Below are 18,560 nucleotides of genomic sequence, written 5' to 3'. Positions count from 1 at the left end.
TACGATGAGCACAATTCCGGCAATGGTCTGCTGGTATGAAGGAATGGCAATGCTGCCCCAGCATTTCCAGATGCAGGCATTGCGTAATGAAATTCTTTCCGCCGCGCTTGCGCGGAGCGCTAACCCCTTTTTCTGGGGCGTAAAAGAGCTGCAGATCTATGAGGCGGCGCTGTGCGCTGGCGTGCTGCGCATTCTGCACCTGGAGGCCATCATGCCCGACGGTACGCCGGTTGATTACCGCATCGACGGCGATTCACCGCTCGAATTTGACTGCGCGCGCCTGCTCCCGGCAGCGCCGGACAGCGAGCAGCGGCTCTGGCTGGCGCTGGCGCCGCACAGCCGCGCCGGAGAGTGGCAGCAGATGAGCACCCGCAACCGCTCCATTAACAGCGCGCCGCTGCCGGACCTGTGCAGCGGTGAATTTCCGGAAAGCATCCCCCTCTGGCAGCCCGCGCCGCGCCTGCTGATGTCGCACGAGCGCGCCGATTTCGTCTGCCTGCCGCTGCTGCAGGTGGTCTACACCGAAGGCGGTTTTCGTCAAAGCGAGTGGTTCCCCCCCTCGCCCCGCGTCAGCGAAGCGAGCTATCTCAGCCGCCACGCGCGCCAGATCTGCCTGCAGGCAAGAGAGAAAATCCTGTTCCTGAGCCGGGAGATGCAGCTGGCGCAGCAGAATCAGCGCGGCGACGACTGGCTGTGGCTGACGCTGTCGCTACAGAGCATTCAGGGAACGCTGCCGCTGCTGGAAACGCTGGTCAACGGCGGAGAGACGCATCCGCAGGATCTCTGGCGCGCGCTGTGCCTGTTCGTTGGGCAGACGGCGATGCTGACCCAGGACAAAACGCTGCCCCTGCTGCCCGCCTTCGATTACCAGAACATGCATCCCGGCTTTGCCACGCTGTTTTCACTGCTGAATGCGCAGCTGGCGCACGTTCATCGCCGCTACCTCCGGCTCAGCTTCAGCAGAGAAGGCGGCCATTTCTCCCTGCGGCTTCCGGCGGATGTGCACGCCGGGGAAGAGGTCGTTATCGGCATTCTGATGCCCAACGGCGACGCCGCCCGGGCCGACGCGTGGCTCCAGCGCAGCCTGATTGCCAGCCAGCCCTTTCTGCCCATCCTGCGCCGCCAGCGAATGCACGGCATGACTTTCGTCCCGCTGGCGTCACAAAAGCGCGGCGACTGGGAGATCGACGGCAGCATCGCGCTGTTCACCCTGACGCTGACCCCCCAGTGGTTTGAAAAAGAGGCGCCGCTGGTGGTCGCGCCGCTCCATGAAACGGACGCGATGCCGCAGCAAATGATGCTTTACCGACAGGAGGATCGCCATGACGCCCGCGGCTCCTGACATGCCCGCCAGCCGGCTGTTTGATGACGCCTTCTCCCGCTGGCTTGTACAATTCGACGGCTGGAAAAGCAGCACGCTGCCGCCCGATGCGCTGCATCTTCAGGCGTTTGAATACGCGAATCACCTCGTGGCGGAATACGGCCGACGCCTGACGCGCGAGCTGGGCTCGCCCTTTCAGCAGCAGATTGATGACGCCATTTACGCGCTGGTGGCGCTGATCGATGAAACGGTTCTTTACAGCGACTGGCCCGCGCTCGGCCTGTGGCAAAGCTGCCCGCTGGAATATCATCTGTGGCAAACCCACTGCGCGGGGGATCGGATCCCGCGCAAGATTGACAGCGTGCTCAGCGAGCGTCACCCGGGGCAGCGAGATATAGCCGCGGTCTGGCTACGCTGCCTGACGCTCGGGTTCGGCTCCCGCCGCGAGGATTTTAACCCCCAGTTCCGACAGGAAACCTGCCGCCTGCTCTGGCTTTTCGCCTTCCAGTGCGACGCGCAGGCCGATGATATCGCCGAGCGTATGGCCTCCGCGTCGCTGGGCTCGCCCCTGCAGCTCCCGGCGCGCCGCCGCCTGCCGGATAATTCCCAGCTGCACCTCATCGCCATTATCGTGCTGCTGGCGCTGCTGCTGCTAAGCCAGCGCCTGTGGTTCAGCATTGAAGAGGCGATTGGCGTCAACACGCTGCCGGACTTTCCGGTCACCCAGTCCTGCCCGGGAGATGAAAAGTGACGCAACCCTGGCTGACGCTGTTGATTATCGTGCTGGTAGTGCTGGCCCTTACGCTCTGGTGCGTCTGGTGGCAGTGGGAGTATCGCAACAATACCTTCATCCGCGCGCAAAAGGAGATCCAGCGCGCCTGCGGCGATCGGGATCCCTATGACAACATGCGCGTCCTGATGCTCGGCAACGAAGAGGACAACCGCCTGCTCTGCCGCAGCTGGTCGCTGACCGACGGCGCGGAAAACTGGTTCGGGCAGTGGTGGTTTAACCCGCAGTGCAGCCTGCTTTGCGTGCCGCAGGCGTTACAAGCCGCCGGAAAGAAACGGCTTATCCGCCAGAATGACTGGCAAAAATTGCTGGCCGCGCTAGTGAAAAGCCGCCCTCAGCGTCCGCTCGATGCCCTGGCTATCACCCTGCCGCTGGAGGCGCTGAGCGGCGATGGTGCCGCTCGCGCCGGCCTGCTGAACCACTGTCAGCAGATCCAGCAGGTTTGCGGGCTAAGCCTGCCCATCTACCTGCTCATCAGCGGCATGGAATCGCTGGACGGTACCGCCGCGCTGCTTGCGCAGATCCCTCCGGAGGCGCGCCGCAGCCCTGTCGGCAGCGCGATCCCCATGGCCAGGGAAGCGGTCTGGAAGCCGCAGCGGATCGACGATGCGCTGGACACTACCCGGGCAGCGCTGCGCCAGACCATTACCGAACTCGGCGCGCTGCAGGGAAATACGCCGCCCGCGCTGTTCCGGCTGCCGGAGTCTATTCCGCCGCTCGCCGCGCCGCTCCACGACTATTTTGATACGCTGCTCAACAGCAACGCCCGCGACGAGCCGCCGCTGCTCAGGGGGATCTGGTTTGTCGCCAGAACCCTGACGGAGGACAAACCGCAGATGCAGTTTTGCCAGGCGCTGCTCGGTGGAAAAATCGCCGCGGAGCGCGGGCTCGCCCTGCCCGCACGCCGCCTGCTGCGCCTGAACCTGCGCCGCCATTTTATCACCCTCGCCTGCTACAGCTGTCTTTGCGTCGCGTGGCTTATCGCCATGATCTGGTGCTGGCGGTACCAATATCCTAACGCCCAGCAGCTGCACGACCGCCTGCAGATACTGGCGGCGCAAACCGCCGATGCCCCCGGCGATCGCTCGGCCGCCCTGTACTGGCGCGTGCTAAACGCGATCCCGCAATGGCAGTTTCGCTCCGTCGTCTGGCCCGGCTCGCTGTTCAGCCGTACCGATACCAGGCTGCGGGAAACCTTCAACAGCGCCACCCTGAGCAGCCTGCTGGTGCCCGCGACCAACGGCATCTGCCTGCAAAGCCAGGAAAACGACGGCCAGGACGGGGACGATCTGCTGCCGGAAGAACGCTACCGGCAGATCCAGCACCTTCTGGCCCAGGCAAAGCAGATGGAGTCGCGCTATCTGCCCTTGCTCCAGCTGATGCAGGTAAAAAAACCTACCGTGCAGACGCTGGCGACCGTCAGCGACAGCGTCTGGGGCGTGAAGGTCGACGCCGACTCGCTGCCATCGCAGGAGGCGCTGAACGCGATGTTCGCGACGCTTAACCTTTCTCGCCTGCGGTTGCCCGACGCCAGCGAACTGACCCAGCGCATCAGCGCGCTGTTTTCCCGTGAAACCCTGCGCTGGCTGGAGCAGAACTATGGCAACACCAGCCTTGATACCCATGAAGAGCAGCTCGAGCAGCTGCTTACGCTGTTCAGCAACGGCACGCGCGTCACCCCGCTGTTCGTGCGTTCGCTGGTCCGCCAGGTGAGCCGCCTGCAGGGTACGCTGACGACAATCAACAATCTCAGCCGCGACGCCACGCACACGCCGATCCGCCTGCCGCTGGACGAGCTGCTGGCCCAGGCCCGCGCGCTGCGGCTGATCGACAACGGCGTGATTGGGGCGCTGCTGCGTCACGAAGCCCTGCTGCGCCAGCGCTTCCTGGCGCAGGTCGACGGCTCCCGGCTGCACTTCTCTTCCCTGACCGAACAGGCGCCGGAAGGCGATTTCAACGTATCGCCGGATATTCTGGCGCTGCAGAAAAGCCTGCGCGACCTGCTGAATCAGCCCTTCTGGCAGCAGGGCGTTAGCGCGGATACGGAACCTGATGCGGGATACCCGGGCAACCTGCAGCTTCAGCAGGCGCAGGCGCTGTACGCCGGGTATGAGCGCTTTATGCAGCAGCTCCCGGACAGCGTCTGGCGTCCGAGGCTGGCCCAGCTGGCGCAGCAGGCGGCGGAAAACGCCATGCGCCAGGCGCTCTACGCGGGCGCGGCCAGCGTGGCGCAAAGCAACGCTATTAGCACCGCCAGCGCGGACCGTGTTATTGACGCGTTCGGCCAGCTTAATCGCCCTCAGGCCGCCGACGCGCTGCGCCGGCAAATTGCCGCTCAGGTGATTGCCCGGGTGCGTCAGGACGGCAGCGCGCTGCTTCCGGCGGTGGATCCCCCGCCCGTCAGCTACGCCACCGCCGAACAGGCGCAGGCCAGCGGCCAGAAGGCGGCAGGCTGGGCCGCCGCGCAGGCGGAGCAAATCTCCGCGGCGCTGGCCCGCTATCAGCAGGACATTGACTGGCTCGACAGGCAGCGCGGCTGGCTTACGCCGGAAGATAATCAGCCGATCGCCCGCTGGAGCAGCTCGCTTCGGGCCATGCAGCGAATGCAGGAGCAGGATCCGGGGAGCCCGCCGGTCCAGATGAATGCCCTTGCCGCCGCGCTCCCGACGATGAGCGCGCAAAACTGCCGGGACGAACTGGCGCAGTACGGGGCGTCCGGCGGCATTGATTTTTACAGCCAGTCGCTGAACGCGCTGGTCAACGCCTCGCAGCAAAAGTGCCGTCAGCTGCGCCAGCAGGCGAGCGTCGGCGCGACGCAGAAAATTTTCACGCTCTACAACGCCTGGCTGTCGGGGCGGTTTCCCTTCACCGCCGTGCCGCACGCGCCGGATGCCGACGTCGACCGGGTGCGGGAGCTGAACGAGCTGCTCGCACAGCTTCCGGCGGAGGCGCTAGCCGAACAGCCGCCGCTGATTCAGCAGCTGGCGGCGGCACGGCCGCTGCTGGCCGCGCTGGTTGCGCCCGAAGGGGTGACCGTGCGGGTTATCTGGCGAACCTCGCGCCAGCGCGAAAGCGGCGCGGACCAGATAGCCGACTGGCGGCTAATCGGCAATCAGCAAAGCATCAGCTATCCGGGGGGAGCAACCGATCTCCAGTGGCGCAGCGGCGACAGCCTGAGCTTCAGCCTGCGCTGGGCCGCGAACTCCGCCTGGCGCCCCCTGCCGGGCAGCGCGCAAGCCAGCGTGACGGTAAGCGGAGATACGGGCCGCTGGCGCTGGCAGGGAGCGTGGTCGCTGCTGAGAATGATTGGGGAACAGCGCGTGGGCGGCGCGCTGGCGCAGCCTCTGCCGCTGCGCTTTATGCTTCCGGTGGGCGAGGGTCATCAGCAGATGCAGGCGACCGTCTTTTTGCAGATCGCCCTGCTGGATAGCAAAGAAAAGACGCCGCTACCGTGGATCCCCCTAACCGAGCAGGGATTATCAGGAGGACAATGATGGAACATATCGAGGCGCTGCTGGCGCCCATTGCGGCGGATAACCGCTGCGGAGATCCAATCCGCTACTCGCCGGCGTTTGACAGGCTGGTCGCCGCCCGGCAGCAGGATGACGAAACGCTGCCCACCGGCGTCTGGCAGAGCACGCCGCGGCGCGCCGACTGGGAGGACGTCGCCAGCATCGCCGTTGAGCTGACCGAAACGCTGAGTAAGGACCTGGTGATTATGGGCTGGCTGGGCGAAGCGTGGATCAGAACGCGCGGCCTGGCCGCCCTGCCCGACGCGCTGGCGCTGGCGACGCTGGCGCTGGAACGCTACCCGGAGGAGCTGCATCCGCAGATCAAAGAGGGGGATTACGACTATCGCGCCGCGCCACTGCGCTGGATGGCGCAGCATTACGCCGCGCTGATTGCCGAGGCCCCGCTCTTTTGCGTCAACGGGGAAAACGTCTCGTTAGCGCAATGGCAGCAGGGGAAGCTTGCGGCAATCCCACTGCCCGGCGCAGACGCCGCGCAGGTTCAGGCGTTGACGGAAAGCCTGGAGTGGCTTACGCGCCTGAATGCCGTATGCCAGAGCTGGCCCGCCGCCTCGGCCCCCTCCTTCAGCGCGCTGGAGCAAAAGATCAAAACGGGCCTGCAGGCGCTGGGGAACGTTGCGCCGCAAGCGCCGCCGCCGCTGGTAATGGAGACGCCGCCCGTGGCCAGCGAGGCTATCGCGTTGGCGGATCGGGAACAGGCCTATCGGGTGATGAAGCAGGTGGCGGATTACCTGGCGCGCACCGAACCACACAGCCCGGTGCCCTATTTGCTGTACCGCGCCTTTGCCTGGGGGCATATGCCGCTGCCGGAGCTGCTCTCGGAACTGATTAACAGCGATGAATCCGCCCGCCGACTGTGGCGGCAAATGGGGGTGTTACCATGAGTTGTCCAGGAGTTTGTACCGGCGCAGTCATGCAGTGTTCATTCGGCGTCGCGCCCGCCACGCTGAACGTCATGCCCGTCAGCCGAACAATCGTCAACAACATGCCGATGGCAAATATTCTGGATAACAAGCCGTTTATTAATATCTTGCCCTTCGGGATGTGCAACAGCATCGCCAACCCGACCGTAGCCGCGGCCACCGCGGCGGCGCTTGGGGTTCTGACGCCGATGCCGTGCATTCCATCGACCATTGCCCCCTGGGTGCCGGGTTCGCCAACGATAATGGTGGGCAATGCGCCCGCCCTCACCGCGCAGTCACAGCTCATGTGCATGTGGGGCGGCGTGATTCAGATAAGCTTCCCGGGGCAGGTCACGACGGTGGTGGCATAGACGAGGCGCCGGCGCGCTTCAGGGATGAAACGCGTCGGCGTCGTTCGATATGCTCAGTGCTTGTCGCGCCCGCCGAGGAAGAAGATGCCCAGCGGGATGGCAAGAAGAACGGTGAAGACCAGGCTGTAAACAAAGATCATGGCGGATTGCAGGACAAACATGCTGGTCGTCCACTGGGAGAGCGGAATGTTGTACTGTTCAATCACGCCAACGATGGTTGCCCGGCCAACGCACGCTGCGGCAATCATAAAGACCACCAGCAGAGCGAGGAGAAATTTGCGCCCTTCGGGCGTTTTCAGTTTTTCGCGAACCATGTCTCAATTCCCTTTACAGATGAATAACAATATCTGGCGCTTAAAATAACACGATCCTTCCCCTGACTCCACATCAGCACAAACCACCAGTCAATGCCATCAAAGGCAGTTCATCACGCTGTTCATTTCGAAAATATAAGTAAATCACTCCAATCATTCATATGGATTATGCTAGTCTGAATCCGTTCGTTTTAACAAAAAGGAATAACTGTGAAAAACGCCCCTAAATTTGCCATTGCCCTGATTGCCGCTGCCGTAAGCGTCAGCGCGTTTGCTAATGACGCTCAGAAAGAGCAGCCGCTGGAAAAAGTCGCGCCGTATCCGCAGGCGGAGAAAGGCATGAAGCGCCAGGTGATTCAGCTCCCCGTTCAGCAAGACGAAGGGAACTTTAAAGTTGAGCTGCTAATTGGCCAGACGCTTGAGGTGGACTGCAACCAGCATCGCCTGGGCGGCCAGCTGGAAAGCAAAACCCTGGAAGGCTGGGGCTATGACTACTACGTCTTCGACAAAGTGACGTCTCCGGTCTCCACCATGATGGCCTGCCCGGACGGCAAAAAAGAGAAGAAATTTGTGACCGCGTATCTGGGCGACAATAGCCTGCTTCGCTACAACAGCAAGCTGCCGATCGTGGTGTATACGCCGGAAAACGTTGACGTGAAGTATCGCGTGTGGAAGGCGGACGAGACGGTGGGACAAGCGGTAGTGCGTTAAGAATAAGTCGGGTGACGGCTTCACCGGGCCCTCACCCCAACCCTCTCCCACCGGGAGAGGGGGAAAACACTAGCTTTTACCTTACAGCGCGATATCCGCGACCGGTTTGTTCTCCGGCTGAGGCTTCAGCTCTGCCTTAGGCGCAGCGTCTGCCGCCTGCGGCTTCACGTACTGCAGCTGCAGCACGCGGCTGGTGTACTCCAGCTCCTGCTCCGTTGCCTCGACGTTGCCGTTCAGCTTCGTGCCGTAAGACGGAATAATGGTTTTCAGCTTCGCCTGCCACTCCGGGCTGGCAACTTTATCTTTAAACACTTTTTCCATCAGGTGCAGCATGATTGGCGCAGCGGTTGACGCGCCCGGTGACGCGCCCAGCAGCGCGGCAATGGTGCCATCCTTATCGCTCACCACTTCCGTACCCAGACGCAGCACGCCGCCCTCTTTCGGATCGCGCTTGATAATCTGCACGCGCTGGCCCGCCTGCCACAAACGCCAGTCCTCTTTCTTCGCCTGCGGATAGTACTCTTTCAGCGCCGCGAAGCGGTCGTCGTCGGAGAGCATCACCTGGCTAATCAGGTATTTCACCAGATCGAAGTTATCCAGGCCTACGTCCACCATCGGCTTGAAGTTGGAGGTGGTGGTCGCGCTCAGCAGGTCGAACAGCGAGCCGTTTTTCAGGAACTTCGTTGAGAAGGTGGCGAACGGCCCGAACAGCACCACGCGCTTGCCGTCCAGCATGCGGGTATCGATGTGCGGTACGGACATCGGCGGCGCGCCGACGGAGGCCTGGCCGTAGACTTTCGCCAGATGGCGGTTAACCACTTCAGGGTTCTCGGATACGAGGAACTGGCCGCCCACCGGGAAGCCCGCGTAGTCGTCCGCTTCAGGAATCCCGGTCTCCTGCAGCAGCTTCAGCGCCGCGCCGCCGGCACCGATAAAGACAAACTTCGCCTTGATGACGCGCTCGGCGTCGTTGTTTTTCAGATCGGCAACGGTCACGCTCCAGCTGTTGTCCGCGTTGCGCTTAAAGCCGCGCACCTCGGTGCTGAGCTGCAGGTTGAAGTTCTCTTTCTTCTTCAGAGCGCCCACCAGCTGGCGGGTGATTTCCCCGTAGTTCACGTCGGTGCCGATTTCGGTACGCGTGGCGGCCACCTTCTGGTTCGGATCGCGCCCTTCCATGACCAGCGGCGCCCACTCTTTGATCTGCGCGTGATCTTCAGAATATTTCATGCCGCGGAACAGGGTGCTCTGCTGCAGCGCCGCATAGCGCGCGCGCAGGAAGTTCACGTTCTGGTCGCCCCAGACGAAGCTCATGTGCGGTACGGTATTAATGAAGGAGTGCGGATCGTGCATCACGCCGCTGTTGACCTGGTGAGACCAGAACTGGCGTGAGATCTGGAAGGCTTCGTTAATCTCCACCGCCTTCTCGATACTAATGGAACCGTCCTTTTTCTGCGGCGTATAGTTCAGTTCCATGAGTGCCGAATGGCCGGTGCCGGCGTTGTTCCAGCCGTTAGAGCTTTCCTGCGCCACGCCGTCGAGGCGCTCGACCATGGTCATCGACCAGTCCGGCTGAAGCTCTTGCAGATAGGTTCCCAGAGTAGCGCTCATGATGCCGCCACCAATTAAAAGGACGTCCGTCTCCTGCTCTTTTGGTGCGTCTGCTTTCGCCGCCATTGAGACGGCGTTCAGCCCCACGGCCAGAGAAAAGAGCATGGCAGTCATTTTTTTCATAATTTTGCCTTCGTTGAATGTACTTGTGCGTGGAAATTGCAGGTGAAAAAACTGCGGAGGCAACGGTAGCAACTTTTAAATATTGTTTAAAGGTTACGAAATTATTGTAATTGTGAAATTTAATGGTGGAATGTTTGTGTGGCATTCCGCGTGCGGGTAGCAAAGCGCGACGATTGTGGCTACTATGCTGCACTTTGTGATCGCGCGCACGGAAGCCTGCCCTAACCTGCGAACTGCTATGCCTTTAACTCAATCTCAAGATCGCGTTATCAACGTGATTCGTTCCCCCTCTCGCCTGATGCGCGAAACGCTGGCGGGCGTGATTACCGCCCTCGCCCTGATCCCGGAAGTGATTTCGTTTTCCGTTGTCGCGGGCGTTGATCCGAAGGTCAGCCTGGTCGCCTCCGTGGTGCTCTGCTTTGCCCTCTCCGTGCTGGGCGGCCGCCCGGCGATGGTGACCGCCGCCGCGGGCTCCGTCGCGCTGGTCATTGGACCAATGGTCCACCAGCACGGCGTTCAGTACATTCTCCCCGCCGTTATCATGGCGGGCGTCATCCAGATCCTCTTCGGCGCGCTGGGGATGGCGCGGCTGATGCGTTTTGTGCCTCAGCCGGTGATGACCGGTTTTGTTAACGCGCTGGGAATACTGATTTTCTTCGCCCAGGTTCCGCATTTCTGGAGCCGCAGCCCGCTGATCCTCGGGCTGTTCGTCCTGACGCTGCTGATCGTGCTGTGGGTGCCGCGCTACGTTAAAAGCGTGCCGTCGCCGCTGATTGCCATCGTGGTGTTAACCCTGTTCACCGTCACCACCGGGCAGATCCTGCCGACCGTGGGCGACGAAGGCTCCATGAGCGGCGGCCTGCCGGGGCTAACGGAACTGCTGGTGCCGCTCAATCTTGAGACGCTGAGCATCATCTGGCCCTGCGCGCTGAGCATCGCGTTTGTCGGCCTGCTTGAATCGCTGCTGACCGCGAAGCTGGTAGACGAGCTGACCGCAACGCCGTCAAGCAAGCGTCGCGAAAGCATTGGGCTGGGCGTCGGGAATATTCTGGCCGGATTTTACGGCGGCATTGCGGGCTGCGCGATGATTGGGCAAACCATCGTCAACGTGGAGATGGGCAAAGGCCGCAGCCGCGTCTCCACCATTGCCGCCGCCGCCGTGCTGCTGGTGCTGGTCACGGCGCTGAGCGAGGTGATGGCAAAAATACCGATGGCCGTGCTGGCCGGGATCATGGCCATCGTGGCGGTGAAAACGTTCAGCTGGCACAGCGTTCAGCCCGCGACCGTCAAGCGCGCGCCGGTAGCCGAAACGCTGGTGATGCTGGTGACGGTGGCCGCCACCGTCTCGACCGGTAACCTGGCGATTGGGGTATTGGGCGGGATCGTAGTGATGGTTATTCTCCCTGCCCGCCTCAGGCGCGCGCGCCTGGCTAAAGAAGAAACACCGTCGCCAGCCCAAGGAAAATAAAGAAGCCGCCGGTATCGGTAATGGCGGTGATCATCACGCTCGACCCCACCGCGGGGTCGCGCCCCAGTTTGGTCATCGTTAACGGGATAATAACGCCCATCATCGACGCCACCAGCAGGTTCAGGACCATCGCCAGCATCATTACGCCGCCCAGCGCCATATCGTCGTACAGCCACCAGGTAATGCCGCCCATGATCCCGCCCCACACCAGGCCGTTGATCAACGCCACGCCCATCTCCCTGAAGATCAGGAAGGCAAAGTTGCCGGGCTGAATGTTCTCCAGCGCCAGGGCGCGAACGATCATGGTGATGGTCTGGTTGCCGGTGTTACCGCCAATGCCCGCCACGATCGGCATCAGCGAGGCCAGCGCCACCAGTTGGGAAATGGTGTGCTCAAACCCGTCGATGACGCGGGAAGCGATAAACGCGGTGCAGAGGTTGATCGCCAGCCACGCCCAGCGGGTTTTCACCGCCTTGCCCACCGAGGCATGCACGTCATCTTCCGCGCTGATCCCGCCGAGGGCGCGCAGGTCGTTGTCGGTTTCTTCGTAGACGACGTCCACGATCTCGTCGATGGTCAGACGCCCCATCAGCTTGCCGACGGAGTCCACCACTGCGGCGCTGACAAGGTCATCACGTTCAAAGGTACGGGCCGCTTTCTCAGCGTCATCCTCCGGGGAGAAGACCATCGGCTCGGTTTCCATCACCTCGCTCACCCGCCGCTGCGCGCTGTTGAGCAGGATGGTTTTGAGCTCCAGCTCGCCGAGCAGGGTTTTGTCCCGCGAGGTGACAAACAGCTTATCGGTGTTGTCCGGCATCTTGCCGAGGCGGCGCAGGTAGCGCTGCACGGTGCCGAGCGTGACGTCCGGGCGCACCATGATGACGCCGAACTCCATGATCGCGCCGACGCTGTTTTTCTCGTAGTGCATCACCTGACGCACGCGGGCGCGCTCGTCCGCCGGCAGCGAGGCCAGCAGGCGTCCCGTCAGGTTTCGCGGCAGGTGCTGCACGAGGTAAATCTGCTCGTCGATGTCGAGCGTCTGGACCGCATCAAGGATGTCCCGGTCGCTCATCTCATCGATCAGGTCGTCCCAGACGTTTTCAGAGGCTTCAAGCAGAACCTGCCCGCGCTCGTGGTCCTGCACCAGGCGCCACAGGGCGTGACGCTCCTCGGACGGCAGGGCTTCAAGCGTATCCGCCAGGTCGGGCGGCGGTAAATGGGCAACCAGCGCACCTACCTCAGCAATATCGTCGGCTAACGTACCGACATCATATTGCTCAGCCAGGGTCAATTTTCCCAATAGCGTAGAGGTGACCGCTTTATCGGTCGTAAGGAGCCAGATGAGGCGCGCACGCTCCTGATCGCGCAACCTTGCGCTGTTTTTGTTCAATACCGACATTAATCATAAATCCATGAAATGAGATGGCATTAAGCATAGCGCGGAGATATGTAAATAAGAATAAACAACGGCGGGAGATGGAGAAAAAAACGGCATACGGGCCGCGATTTGTCCCCTCTCCCTGTGGGAGAGGGTTAAGGTGAGGCTCAGGCCGTGCGCGCCACCGCATCACGCGACGCGGCGTCGCGCTCGTCGCCCGTCAGCTCGCTTAGCCTGCCGTCGCGCATCTCCAGCAGACGATCGGCATGGATGAAGTAGTGGTCATCATGGCTGATTGCAAAGATGGTCTTGCCCATCTCCTTCATCAGCGGCAGCAGCACCTGGTAAAATTCGCGGCGGAAGTGCGGGTCCTGATCCGCCGCCCATTCGTCCAGCAGGATAATATCGCGCTCCTCCGCCAGGGCCAGCAGCAGCGCCACGCGCTTTTTCTGCCCTTTTGAGAGCTTAAGATTGAGGATCTTGCCGTCCTGGAGCTCCAGCTTGTGCGACATCTGCAGATGCGCCAGCCACTTCTCCACCAGCGCCGGATTAGCCTCCTGCCCTTCGGGCCCGAGCAGCCTGTCAAAGAGCCAGACGTCCGTAAACACTGCCGAAAACAGCTTGCGGTAGTCCTCCGGTTTCTCCGCGCTCAGCGCCTTGCCGTCGAGCAGAATTTCCCCCGACAGCGGCTGATACAGCCCGGTCAGCAGCATCGCCAGCGTCGATTTTCCGCTGCCGTTGCCGCCAATCAGAAACAGCAGCTCGCCGCGGTGCAGGGTCAAATTAATCGGCCCGACCGAGAAGGCATTCTCCTGGTAGCGGAACGTTACGTCGCGCAGCTCAAGCGTTTGCCAGTTCGGGAACGCCTGCGGGCGCGGAAACTCGGCCCTGAACGGCGCGAGCTCAAACTTCCTGAGCTTATTGAAGGCCACCTGGGCACTGAGCAGCGTGGGCAGCGCGCCGACGGCGGAGAGCAGCGGCGTGCGCAAAAACAGCAGCGTCAGCGAGTAGGTTGCCGCAACGTTAGTATCGGCCCAGCCGAGGCTGTTTGCCATCCAGAACACCAGCCCGATGGCGCCGAGCATCATAATGTTCGACCAGTTCACCGCGCTCAGGTGGAACGTATCGGCGCGAATAATATGGTGACGATACTCGCGCGCGTCCGGCATATAGAGGTGGTTAAAAATATGCTCGGCGCGCTCGCGGTTCAGCGTCAGCTCTTTACGCCCTTCCAGCACCGTCTGATAGTCGTTGTAGAGCTTATCTTCCGTTTCCCGCAGCACCGCCATGTGCTTATACACGCGCGATACCAGCACAAACCCGCCCCAGATGGTGATGACAATCCACAGCGCGGTCACGGCCAGCATTTTCGTCGACAGCCACGCCAGATACGCCGCGGAGCCGAAGGTAAGAATAATCCCCTGCACCAGCTCCGGCAGACGCACGAACGCAATGGTGATGGCGCGCACGTCGCTGGTCAGCCCCGCCAAAAGGGAGGCGCTGCCGAGCTGCTCAATACGCTCTACCGGAGTATCGAGAATCCGTTTGATAAACTCGCCGCGCAGGCGGAAAACGAAGTGGTGGCCCAGCGCGGTCAGGGCGAGCTGGGAGCCGAGCGTCACGGCCATCAGCAGGAGGAGGAGGCCAAGAAACTCCGGCAGAACGGAGAGCGAGGTGTCGACCATTTCGATGAGCCGCACGTTGATAAACGCAATCAGCCCAATCCCCAACGCCGCGCTGGCGAGGCTGAGCGCCATCACCGCGATAAATGGCCAGCGGTACTGACGCCAGACAAGAAGAAGTAGTTGCATGCAGAGCAATCCGAACAAGAAAAATCAGCCAGCAGTGTAAACTGCCCGACGCTCACATCAAGAATAATTCTTATTTTTATTCGCCATCCCCGCCTGCCGGAAGGTCAGGTTATAGCGGAACTCGCCCGTCAGGGGATGAACGCCGGGTTTGAGCGGCTGAATGCCGTGATAGAAGAGCCGCGACTCCCTGCCCCAGACCACAACGTCACCGTGCTCCAGCATCAGGCGCTGCAGCGGATCGTTACGCCGAAGGCCGCCGAACTGGAAAATAGCCGGCAGCCCTAGCGAGACGGAGACAATCGGCGCGCGCAGGTCTGGCTCGTCTTTGTCCTGGTGCAGCGAGAGCTTTGCGCCCACGGCATAGCGGTTAATAAGGCAGGCGTCCGGCTGAAAATCAGGGTAGCCCGCCTCTACCGCCGCGTCATGGCACAGCGCCGCAAACAGAGGCGGGATCGGTGGCCAGGGCTTATCGGTCACGGGGTCGGTTTCGGCGTAGACATAGCCGCGCGCGTCCGTCGCCCAGCCCAGCGTGCCGCAGTTGGTCATCGCAACCGACATGGTGTAGCCTCCCGGCGTCACCATATGGCGAAACGGCGAGATCGCTGCGACCGAAGCCATTGCGTCAAACAGCGCCGCCGCGCGCGACAGCGCAAAGCGGCGCAGGATCGTCGCCCCCGGCGCCAGCGGTTCCTGCCAGGGTTCAGCGTCAGCAAAAAGATCGAGCATTAGCCCTCCTGCGTTTTAGTTTCGCGGCGTAAAAGATGCGCTTTACGCGCCGTTCCCCAGCGGTAGCCGGACAGCGCGCCGTCGTTTCGCACTACGCGGTGACACGGAATAACAATCGCCAGCGTATTTGCCGCGCACGCGCCCGCCACGGCGCGCACGGCGTTCGGCTTGCCAATGCTTCGCGCCACCTGCTGATAGCTTGCCGTCTCGCCGCAGGGAATTGCCCTCAGCGCCTGCCAGACCTGCTGCTGAAAGGCCGTACCGCGGATATCCAGCGGCAGCGTTAGCGGCAAGGCCTGGCTGTCGATGCTGGCAATGACCTGCATGACGCGGCGGGCAAAGTCGCCCCGCATCGGCTCGGGCCGGGCGTGCGGAAACAGCGACACCAGCTCATTCGTGACCTCAGCGTCGTCGTCACCCAGCAGTATCGCGCAAATTCCCCGCTCGCTTTCGCCCACCAGGCAGCGGCCTAGCGAGCAGTCAGCGATAGCGTAACGCACGGCGGCGTCGCCTTTGCGATACTGCTTTGCGGTCATCCCCAGCGCGGCATCCGCTTTGCGATAGAAGCTGCTGCTGTCCGGGAATCCTGCCGCCAGCACGGCATCGGTAATTTTATCCCCCTGCGCCAGCGCGCGGCGCAGGCGCTTTTCCCGCGCCGCCTGCTGCCAGGCTTTAGGCGTCATGCCGGTGATCGATTTAAACAGCCGGTGGAAGTGGAAAGGACTCATGGCCACCTGCCGGGCCAGCCCTTCCAGCGTCAGGGCGGGATCGTGCTCCAGCAGTCGGCAGGCCTGCTCTACCTTAGCCAGCTTCTGTTCCTGCGGATTGATTTTGTCCGGCATGCAGCGTTTGCACGGCCTGAAACCGTCCTCGGCTGCGTGCTGTGCATCAGGATAAAAGCGGACGTTTTCACGCAGCGCGCGGCGGGCGCGACAGGACGGGCGGCAGAAAATGCCGGTCGTTTGCACGGCAAAGACAAACTGATTATCCGCATCCGGATCGCGGGCCAGCACCGCCAGCCAGCGCTCCTCATCGGTCGTAAAGGCTACATGTTTCATCATCGACTCCTCCTACAAGCATATGCCTACCTTGCCCGAGCGCCAGCGAAGAAAAACCTGCAACCTTGCTTTTTAATTTTTATCGCTCACCAGGAAGCTTTTGAACTGCGGCGAGCGCCAGGTTTTAAACCCGTCCGCGTCTTTCGTGATCATATAGACCGCCAGCCCCTGCTGGCGCACGACTTCTTTGGCTTTTTCCGGCCCCAGCACCATCAGGCCGGTATCCCAGGCATCCGCTTCCAGCGCCGTCGGCGCGATGACCGTCACGGAAACCAGATTGTGCTCAATAGGACGGCCCGTCTGGGGATCGATCACGTGGGAAATGCGTTTCCCGTCGAGCTCGTAGTAGTTGCGGTAGCTGCCTGAGGTGCTAATACCGTGACCGTTTATGTCCACCACCGCCTGCACCGCGTTTTGCCGATCGGTAGGCTGCTGGATCGCGACCCGCCACGGCCTGCCGCTGGCGTTCATGCCGCGGCTAACTAACGCACCGCCAACGGACACCAGATAGCGCGAGATCCCCTCTTCCGCCATCAGCGCGGCTAAGTGGTCTGCGGCATATCCTTCCCCTACCGTCGAGAGATCGACAAACAGATCGGGAATGTCTTTTTGCAGATACTGCTGGCCGTACTGGTTGATCACCGTCAGATGCTGCAGGCCCGTGCGGGCGCGGGCGTCGTCAATGGCGGCCTGGTCGGGGGTTTTCACCGGCTGCTTGTTGGGGCCAAACCCCCAGAGGTTCACCAGCGGGCCGACGGTAACGTCCATCGCGCCGTGCGTTTTATACCCCACGCGCAGGGATTCGGTCACGATGTCCGCCATCGCCTCGCTCACCGGCCATAGCGAGGTGCTTTTAGAGAGATTAAAGCGCATCAGCGCGGAGTCGTTTTTATAGGTCGAGAGCAGCTGATCGTCTGCATCCAGCTGCGCCTGAATTTTGCCGCGCAGCTCGTTAGCCCGGGTGCTGTCGAGGTTCATCACGCTGACGCGCCAGAAGGTTCCCATGGTTTTCCCTTCCAGCACCGTCGCCGCAGGCGCGTCGGTTTTAGCGGGCTGCGTGGAAGAGTCGCACGCGGTCAGGAAAAAGAGCGTTGCCAGAACGCTTGCGCGTAAAAAAGTCATGTCCATTCGTTATTATCCTCATGCCAGGGCGGCAAGAGTACACCAAAAAAGTGGGTTTGTAAGACGTAAATAAGGCATGAAAAAAGGGGCCGGATGGCCCCCTTGCAATACTGAGTAACGAATTAGAACTGGTAAACCAGACCCAGCGCTACGATGTCATCAGTACCGATGCCCGCCTGACGGGTGAACTCGTTTTCATCAACCAGGTTGATTTTGTAATCAACGTAGGTAGACATGTTTTTGTTGAAGTAGTAAGTCGCGCCAACATCAACATATTTCAGCAGGTCCTGGTCGCCGTAGCCGTTTTCCAGGTCCTTACCTTTAGACTGCAGGTACGCCACGGATGGACGCAGGCCGAAGTCGAACTGGTACTGTGCAACCACTTCGAAGTTCTGCGCTTTGTTCGCCCAGCCCAGGTTACCGGCGCGAGTCGCGTTGTAGGTCTGGGTGTAGTTCGCTGCCAGGTAGATGTTGTTCGCGTCGTATTTCAGACCGCCGGTGTAGGTTTCAGCGCGATCGCCTTGGCCGTAGGCCAGGTTGTTCTGCGCGTCAGTACGCTTGGAGCTGGTGATAGCCGTACCGATACCGAAGCCTTCGCCCAGATCGTAAGTGATAGAACCGCCGAAGCCGTCGCCGTTCTGACGCAGTTCGTCACGGCCGTTGTTGGTCTGGCCTTCACCGCTGGCGCTGCCGTTTTTACCCTGATACTGCAGGGCAAAGTTCAGGCCGTCTACCAGACCGAAGAAGTCGGTGTTGCGGTAGGTCGCGAAGCCGTTACCGCGCTGCTGCATGAAGTTGTCAGCACCGTAGGTGTCGCCGCCGAATTCTGGCAGGACGTCAGTCCATGAGGTGACATCGTAAACTACGCCGTAGTTACGACCGTAGTCGAAAGAACCGGCATCGCCGAATTTCAGACCGGCAAACGCCACACGGGTCCAGGAGTTGTTTTCGTTTTCTGCAGAGTTACCCTGAATCTGGTATTCCCACTGGCCGTAACCGGTCAGCTGATCGTTAACCTGCGTTTCGCCTTTGAAGCCCAGACGCATGTAAGTCTGGTCACCGTCTGCGCTCTTGTCATCAGAGAAATAGTGCAGACCATCAACTTTACCGTACAGATCTAATTTGTTGCCGTCTTTGTTGTAAATTTCAGCCGCATTCGCTGCGCCTGCTACCAGCAAAGCTGGTACCAGGAGGGACAGTACTTTAACTTTCATTTTTTAACCCTCTGTTATATGCCTTATTATTTACCACTGCTTACTGGTCAACCCTCTTAACCAGTCGGCGCTTTCATTGTCCTTAAAAATACAGAATAATCCAACAGGAATAT

Annotated in this window: 15 protein-coding genes; 7 read left to right on the top strand and 8 right to left on the bottom strand. The window is 61.2% G+C overall.

Going from position 1 to position 18,560, the window contains the following annotated elements; genetic code table 11:
* The first annotated feature begins 4 nt into the window (after positions 1–4).
* Genes tssK through DBY73_RS06715 form a run of 5 tightly spaced genes read left to right on the top strand, consistent with a single transcriptional unit; the run spans position 5 to position 6,914 of the window.
* Positions 5–1,342, top strand: a complete 1,338-nt coding sequence (gene tssK, locus DBY73_RS06735; RefSeq protein ID WP_112010406.1) for a type VI secretion system baseplate subunit TssK — start codon at positions 5–7, stop codon at positions 1,340–1,342.
* The gene (locus tag DBY73_RS06730; RefSeq protein WP_112010405.1) at positions 1,323–2,072 is read left to right on the top strand and encodes a DotU family type IV/VI secretion system protein; all 750 of its coding nucleotides are present in this window, start codon (positions 1,323–1,325) and stop codon (positions 2,070–2,072) included. The genes tssK and DBY73_RS06730 overlap by 20 nt, the downstream gene beginning before the upstream one ends.
* Positions 2,069–5,605 carry a type VI secretion protein IcmF/TssM N-terminal domain-containing protein gene (locus DBY73_RS06725; protein WP_112010404.1) on the top strand — a complete coding sequence of 1,179 codons (3,537 nt, stop codon included), beginning with the start codon at positions 2,069–2,071 and terminating at the stop codon, positions 5,603–5,605. The genes DBY73_RS06730 and DBY73_RS06725 overlap by 4 nt, the downstream gene beginning before the upstream one ends.
* Positions 5,602–6,525: a type VI secretion system ImpA family N-terminal domain-containing protein gene (locus DBY73_RS06720; protein WP_258458382.1), complete on the top strand. Its 924-nt coding sequence runs from the start codon at positions 5,602–5,604 to the stop codon at positions 6,523–6,525. The genes DBY73_RS06725 and DBY73_RS06720 overlap by 4 nt, the downstream gene beginning before the upstream one ends.
* Complete coding sequence (locus DBY73_RS06715; RefSeq protein WP_112010402.1) at positions 6,522–6,914, top strand: DUF4280 domain-containing protein; 393 nt, start codon at positions 6,522–6,524, stop codon at positions 6,912–6,914. Before DBY73_RS06720 ends, DBY73_RS06715 begins: the two co-directional genes overlap by 4 nt.
* A gap of 53 nt (positions 6,915–6,967) precedes the next feature.
* On the opposite strand, the gene DBY73_RS06710 is transcribed toward DBY73_RS06715, so the two are convergent.
* The gene (locus tag DBY73_RS06710) at positions 6,968–7,228 is read right to left on the bottom strand and encodes a DUF2534 family protein (protein WP_112010401.1); all 261 of its coding nucleotides are present in this window, start codon (positions 7,226–7,228) and stop codon (positions 6,968–6,970) included.
* A gap of 234 nt (positions 7,229–7,462) precedes the next feature.
* Here DBY73_RS06710 and eco point away from each other — a divergent pair, with 234 nt between their 5' ends.
* The gene (gene eco, locus DBY73_RS06705) at positions 7,463–7,939 is read left to right on the top strand and encodes a serine protease inhibitor ecotin (protein WP_146745752.1); all 477 of its coding nucleotides are present in this window, start codon (positions 7,463–7,465) and stop codon (positions 7,937–7,939) included.
* Between the two features lie 81 nt (positions 7,940–8,020).
* Here the strand turns inward: eco and mqo are convergent, their stop codons facing one another.
* Positions 8,021–9,670, bottom strand: coding sequence for a malate dehydrogenase (quinone) (mqo, locus tag DBY73_RS06700; RefSeq protein WP_112010399.1), 1,650 nt, complete (start codon positions 9,668–9,670; stop codon positions 8,021–8,023).
* A 184-nt stretch (positions 9,671–9,854) separates the two neighbouring features.
* Here mqo and DBY73_RS06695 point away from each other — a divergent pair, with 184 nt between their 5' ends.
* Positions 9,855–11,138, top strand: a complete 1,284-nt coding sequence (locus tag DBY73_RS06695) for a SulP family inorganic anion transporter (protein WP_112010398.1) — start codon at positions 9,855–9,857, stop codon at positions 11,136–11,138.
* On the opposite strand, the gene mgtE is transcribed toward DBY73_RS06695, so the two are convergent.
* The 6 genes from mgtE to DBY73_RS06665 all read right to left on the bottom strand — a co-directional run bounded on the left by mgtE (position 11,101) and on the right by DBY73_RS06665 (position 18,447).
* Positions 11,101–12,537: a magnesium transporter gene (mgtE, locus tag DBY73_RS06690; protein ID WP_112010397.1), complete on the bottom strand. Its 1,437-nt coding sequence runs from the start codon at positions 12,535–12,537 to the stop codon at positions 11,101–11,103. The two genes, DBY73_RS06695 and mgtE, sit on opposite strands and share 38 nt — an antisense overlap.
* 146 nt (positions 12,538–12,683) lie before the next feature.
* Positions 12,684–14,327 (bottom strand): multidrug ABC transporter permease/ATP-binding protein, encoded by a 1,644-nt coding sequence (locus DBY73_RS06685; RefSeq protein ID WP_112010396.1) that lies wholly within the window; start codon positions 14,325–14,327, stop codon positions 12,684–12,686.
* A gap of 57 nt (positions 14,328–14,384) precedes the next feature.
* On the bottom strand, positions 14,385–15,053 hold the full coding sequence (gene alkB / locus DBY73_RS06680) for a DNA oxidative demethylase AlkB (protein WP_112010395.1): 669 nt from the start codon (positions 15,051–15,053) through the stop codon (positions 14,385–14,387).
* Positions 15,053–16,111 (bottom strand): bifunctional DNA-binding transcriptional regulator/O6-methylguanine-DNA methyltransferase Ada, encoded by a 1,059-nt coding sequence (gene ada / locus DBY73_RS06675; RefSeq protein ID WP_112010394.1) that lies wholly within the window; start codon positions 16,109–16,111, stop codon positions 15,053–15,055. Before ada ends, alkB begins: the two co-directional genes overlap by 1 nt.
* 72 nt (positions 16,112–16,183) lie before the next feature.
* Positions 16,184–17,239 (bottom strand): FAD:protein FMN transferase ApbE, encoded by a 1,056-nt coding sequence (gene apbE, locus DBY73_RS06670; protein ID WP_112010393.1) that lies wholly within the window; start codon positions 17,237–17,239, stop codon positions 16,184–16,186.
* 116 nt (positions 17,240–17,355) lie between these two features.
* Positions 17,356–18,447 (bottom strand): porin OmpC, encoded by a 1,092-nt coding sequence (locus tag DBY73_RS06665; RefSeq protein WP_112010392.1) that lies wholly within the window; start codon positions 18,445–18,447, stop codon positions 17,356–17,358.
* Positions 18,448–18,560 lie beyond the last annotated feature (113 nt).

It is taken from the genome of Enterobacter sp. RIT418 (assembly GCF_003057745.1).
GTDB lineage: Bacteria > Pseudomonadota > Gammaproteobacteria > Enterobacterales > Enterobacteriaceae > Enterobacter.
Note: the sequence above shows the minus strand (reverse complement) of the source record. Positions and strands in the feature narration are given on the sequence as shown.

Bases quoted from the DNA above. Each gene is read 5' to 3' on its own strand.
- DBY73_RS06730 (WP_112010405.1), top strand. From the start codon at position 1,323: ATGACGCCCGCGGCTCCTGACATGCCCGCCAGCCGGCTGTTTGATGAC.
- mqo (WP_112010399.1), bottom strand. From the start codon at position 9,670: ATGAAAAAAATGACTGCCATGCTCTTTTCTCTGGCCGTGGGGCTGAAC.
- DBY73_RS06685 (WP_112010396.1), bottom strand. From the start codon at position 14,327: ATGCAACTACTTCTTCTTGTCTGGCGTCAGTACCGCTGGCCATTTATC.
- ada (WP_112010394.1), bottom strand. From the start codon at position 16,111: ATGAAACATGTAGCCTTTACGACCGATGAGGAGCGCTGGCTGGCGGTG.
- DBY73_RS06665 (WP_112010392.1), bottom strand. From the start codon at position 18,447: ATGAAAGTTAAAGTACTGTCCCTCCTGGTACCAGCTTTGCTGGTAGCA.
- DBY73_RS06695 (WP_112010398.1), top strand. From the start codon at position 9,855: ATGCTGCACTTTGTGATCGCGCGCACGGAAGCCTGCCCTAACCTGCGA.
- alkB (WP_112010395.1), bottom strand. From the start codon at position 15,053: ATGCTCGATCTTTTTGCTGACGCTGAACCCTGGCAGGAACCGCTGGCG.
- DBY73_RS06715 (WP_112010402.1), top strand. From the start codon at position 6,522: ATGAGTTGTCCAGGAGTTTGTACCGGCGCAGTCATGCAGTGTTCATTC.
- tssK (WP_112010406.1), top strand. From the start codon at position 5: ATGAGCACAATTCCGGCAATGGTCTGCTGGTATGAAGGAATGGCAATG.
- apbE (WP_112010393.1), bottom strand. From the start codon at position 17,239: ATGGACATGACTTTTTTACGCGCAAGCGTTCTGGCAACGCTCTTTTTC.
- DBY73_RS06710 (WP_112010401.1), bottom strand. From the start codon at position 7,228: ATGGTTCGCGAAAAACTGAAAACGCCCGAAGGGCGCAAATTTCTCCTC.
- DBY73_RS06720 (WP_258458382.1), top strand. From the start codon at position 5,602: ATGATGGAACATATCGAGGCGCTGCTGGCGCCCATTGCGGCGGATAAC.
- mgtE (WP_112010397.1), bottom strand. From the start codon at position 12,537: ATGTCGGTATTGAACAAAAACAGCGCAAGGTTGCGCGATCAGGAGCGT.